This is a genomic window from Pseudomonas sp. 39004 (assembly GCF_028682155.1).
In the GTDB taxonomy this organism is placed as follows: domain Bacteria; phylum Pseudomonadota; class Gammaproteobacteria; order Pseudomonadales; family Pseudomonadaceae; genus Aquipseudomonas; species Aquipseudomonas capeferrum.
Genome location: NZ_JANIAG010000293.1, coordinates 1 through 3649, shown reverse-complemented (window position 1 = coordinate 3649; position 3649 = coordinate 1). Strand labels below are relative to the sequence as shown.

At 64.9% G+C, this 3649-nt stretch carries 3 protein-coding genes; all 3 read right to left on the bottom strand.

Going from position 1 to position 3649, the window contains the following annotated elements; genetic code table 11:
* Positions 1-1953: TonB-dependent siderophore receptor (locus NP534_RS26150; protein WP_443201104.1), on the bottom strand; the 1953-nt coding region annotated here is incomplete at its 3' end.
* 172 nt (positions 1954-2125) lie between these two features.
* Positions 2126-3100, bottom strand: a complete 975-nt coding sequence (locus tag NP534_RS26145; RefSeq protein WP_274100650.1) for a FecR domain-containing protein — start codon at positions 3098-3100, stop codon at positions 2126-2128.
* Positions 3097-3618 (bottom strand): sigma-70 family RNA polymerase sigma factor, encoded by a 522-nt coding sequence (locus tag NP534_RS26140; RefSeq protein ID WP_274100649.1) that lies wholly within the window; start codon positions 3616-3618, stop codon positions 3097-3099. The genes NP534_RS26145 and NP534_RS26140 overlap by 4 nt, the downstream gene beginning before the upstream one ends.
* Between the last annotated feature and the right edge of the window lie 31 nt (positions 3619-3649).

The window sequence follows — 3649 nt, the reverse complement described above, 5'->3', positions numbered from 1 at the left end:
CTCCAGCTCGATGCCCTTGGAGGTGGTGTCCTGTTCGGCGCTGTAGACGTTGTCGTGTTGCCAGATGGCCAGGTTGTCCTGCTCCAGCTTGAACACCGCGAGGCTGGAGTTGAGCTTGCCATCCAGGTGAGTGCCCTTGATGCCGATCTCGTAGCCTACGCCTTCCATGGGGTCGAGCGGTTTGTTGCTCTCGTCGGTGACCCACGACCCTTGCGGGTTGAAGATCTTGGTGTAGCTGGCGTACAGCGACCAGGTGTCGTCCAGGTCGTAGACCACGCCAGCATAGGGGATGAAGACGCCGTTTTCCTCACGATTCACTTCGGTTTCCTCACCGCCATAAGGCCGGTCCGAGGTGTCGCGTTTCCAGTTGATCAGGCGGCTGCCGAGGATCAGGCTGAGGTCGTCGGTGACGCTGAAACGCGAGGTCAGGTACGCCGCATACTGGTCTTCGTCGATCGACGACTTGCCACTTTCGACGAAGGCCGGCTTGGCCGACTTGCCATCCCAGTTGAACAGGTTGTCGATGGCCCCTGCGGGGGAGCCGGCGTAGTCATAGCGCCAGCCGCCCCAGCTCGGGGTGTTTTCCCGGTACTGGGACAGGGTCATGCCGGTGATCAGTTCGTGCTCGCGGCCGAACAGGCTGAACGGCCCGGTAGCGTACAGGTCGAGGTTGTCCTGGCGCGGCGTGCCCGAGAAGCGCACCGGCAACTGCGACAGGCCGCTGCCATCCGGGTTCAGCTCACCCATGGCAAAGTTGAACAGTTCGTCGAACTTGTTCTCGGCATGGGTGAGCTCGATCTTGCCGCTCCAACCGTTGCCCAGTTGCTGTTCGATGGAGGTGAAGAAGCTGGTCTGCTCGTGGTCGTTGTAGGACCAGTCCGGCGCGGCGTTGAGCGAACGTTTGAGGTTGGTGCGCTCACCGGTCGAGAAGCGTGTGGGCAGGCCGGAGCGCAGGGGCGAGTCGATGTCGCTGCGCAGGTAGCTGAAGCCCACCGTCAGCAAGGTGTCTTCGCTGAGGTCGAATTCGGTAATGCCATACATCAGCTGCGACTGCTGGTTGTAGCGGTCGATCCAGGCTTTTTCGGTTTTGTAGTCGGCGACGAAGCGCCCGCGAATGTTGCCGGTTTCGGTCAGCGGCCCGGACACGTCGAAACCTGTGCCGTAGCGGTCCCAGTTACCGGCCTCGCCGGTGATGCTGGCCTGGGCCTCGGCAGTCGGGCGTTTACGGATGAGGTTGATCGTCGCCGAAGGGTTGCCCATGCCGCTGATCAGGCCGGTGGCGCCGCGCACGATTTCGACACGGTCGAACATCGCCATGCTTTGCGAGTAGTTGTCCAGGCGGGTGCTGGTCGGAACGCCGTCGACCTCGTAGTTCTGAATGGCAAAGCCGCGCGACCAGTACGAGTCGCTTTCCGAGCCAAGGCCATCGCGCACCACGGTGATGCCTGGGGTGGCTTCCAGTGCGTCGGTGAGGTTGGTCAGGCGTTGGTCGTCCAGGCGCTGGCGGGTCATCACCGTGAGCGATTGTGGCGTCTCGCGTGGGGTGAGGTTGAGGCGCGTCGAGCTGCTCGACGAGTAGGTGGTGTAGAGCCCGGTGCCTTCTGTGGTCGAGCCTGGCGCCTTGCCAGAAATGGACACCGCGCTCAGCTCCAGGGCGCCTGTGCTGGCACTGGCTTGCAGCGAGTAGCTGCCGTTGGCGCCGCGGCTGGCCTCAAGCCCTGTGCCGGCGAGCAGTATCACCAGGCCCTGGTCGATGTCGAAGCGGCCAGCAAGCCCGGAAGTGCTGCGGCCCTCGGTTAATGCGGTGGGGTAGGACAGCAGAATGTGCGCACTCTGGCCGAAGCGGGCCAATGCCGGTGCCAGGGGGCCTGCGGGGATGTCGAAGTCTGCCTGCGCCTGTGCGGCGGCCGTGGCCCAGGCGGGCATCAGCAGCAGCGGGGCGCTTGCGCCCATGCAAGCGATGCCCTGGACCACGGCGCCGGCGAGTTTCTGCGAGACTGAGCGTTGCCAGCCCTGGCGTTTGCGTGCGGTGCGATTCACAAGTGTTCCCCCATTGATTTGAAGTGCTGAGGGTTAAGTCTCGTGAGACGCGAAATCGGACCACCCCTGCGCAATTTTTTTTGCGTCAGGCCATGCGCGGCTTGAATGTCACCCAGTAGCGGGTGAAATGCTGCACCTCCAACTGCAAGGTATCCGCCACGGCAGCAATGATCTTGTCGGTGTTTTCCAGCGGGAACGTGCCGGATACACGCAGGCCGGCCAAGGCCGGGTCGCAGGCCAGGTGCCCGCGGCGATAGCGGCCCAGGTCTTCGATAAACGCAGCCAGGGACTGGCCTTGAGCAACCAGCATGCCGTGGCTCCAGGCGGGGGCGACAGCGGCCACGGCCTGCCGCGCCAGCAAGCCCTGCTGGTTGAAACTGGCCTGTTCACCGGCGCCCAGCAGGATGGGCGGGTGGGCATGCAGGGCAGGTTGCAGCGCCACGCTGCCCTGATACACGGTGGCCTGGGTGTGTTGGGCGTGCAGCCGCACATTGAACTGCGCCAGCGTCGACTCAAGGCGGCCGTGCTCGGTGTCCACCCACAGCGGGCGGCTATCGGCGAGGGCGGGGCGGGTGATCAGCATCTCGCCGCGCAGCAGCCTCAGGCGGCGTGCCTGCTGGTCGAATGCCACATTGAGGGCGCTGTCGGTGTTCAGCTGTACCTGGGTGCCATCGGCCAGGGTCAGGCGCCGCTGCTCGCCGATGCGGCTGTGGTAATCGGCGCGCCAGTCTTGTACCAGCGCGGCGTCCTTCAGGTACCAGGCCCCTGCGCCTGCGGCCATCAGCAGCGACAGCTGCTTGAGCGCAGTGCGCCGCGACTGCTGCGGCCGCAGCGCCGCATGGGCCAAGGGGCGCTGGCCTGGGCTGCGCATTTCGCGCAGGCGTTGGGCAAACACTTGGGTCCGTTGCCAGGCATGTTCATGCAGCGGGTGCGCCTGGCGCCAGCTCATGCAGGCGGCCAGGGTGGCGGCACTGACGGCCGGCTCTTGCAGTTCGAGGTGCCAGTGCATGGCCTGCTCAGCCACCTCGCCCGGGATCGACGTTGCGCCCTGGCCGTTCATGGCAGGTCCAGGCTGTGGTCGAGCATGATGCACAGTGCACCTGCCTTGATGATGTAGCGCTTGACCGTGGTGATCGACACAGCCAGCCGTTGCGCGATTTCGGCGTGCCCCAGGCCATCCACCTGCGACAACAGGAACGCCTCGCGCACCGGGCGCTCCAGGCCATCGAGGGCCGCGTCGAGGGCGATCAGGGTTTCCAGCAGGATCGCCTGGGTCTCCAGGCTTGGCACCACCGGCTCAGGCAGCGTCGCCAGCGCCTCAAGGTAGGCGCGTTCGAGCTTTTGCCGCCGGTAGTGGTTGCACAACACGCTCTGCGCCACCTTGGCCAGAAAGGTACGCGGCGCATGCAGTTGCGGCACCTGCTCCTTGTTCAACAGCCGGATGAAGGTGTCTTGGGCCAGGTCCGCTGCGCTTTGCGAGCAATTCAGGCGCTGCCTGAGCCAGCGCGTCAACCAGCTGTGCTGCTGGCGGTAGAGCAGCGCGACATCGCACAAAAGGGGATCAGGGGAAGGGAGCATGGTGTGCGGCCGCCAGGTGAGTCATTGCTGC

Excerpts from the sequence above, each read along its gene's own strand:
- NP534_RS26145 (WP_274100650.1), bottom strand. The coding sequence starts at position 3,100 with ATGAACGGCCAGGGCGCAACGTCGATCCCGGGCGAGGTGGCTGAGCAG.
- NP534_RS26140 (WP_274100649.1), bottom strand. The coding sequence starts at position 3,618 with ATGCTCCCTTCCCCTGATCCCCTTTTGTGCGATGTCGCGCTGCTCTAC.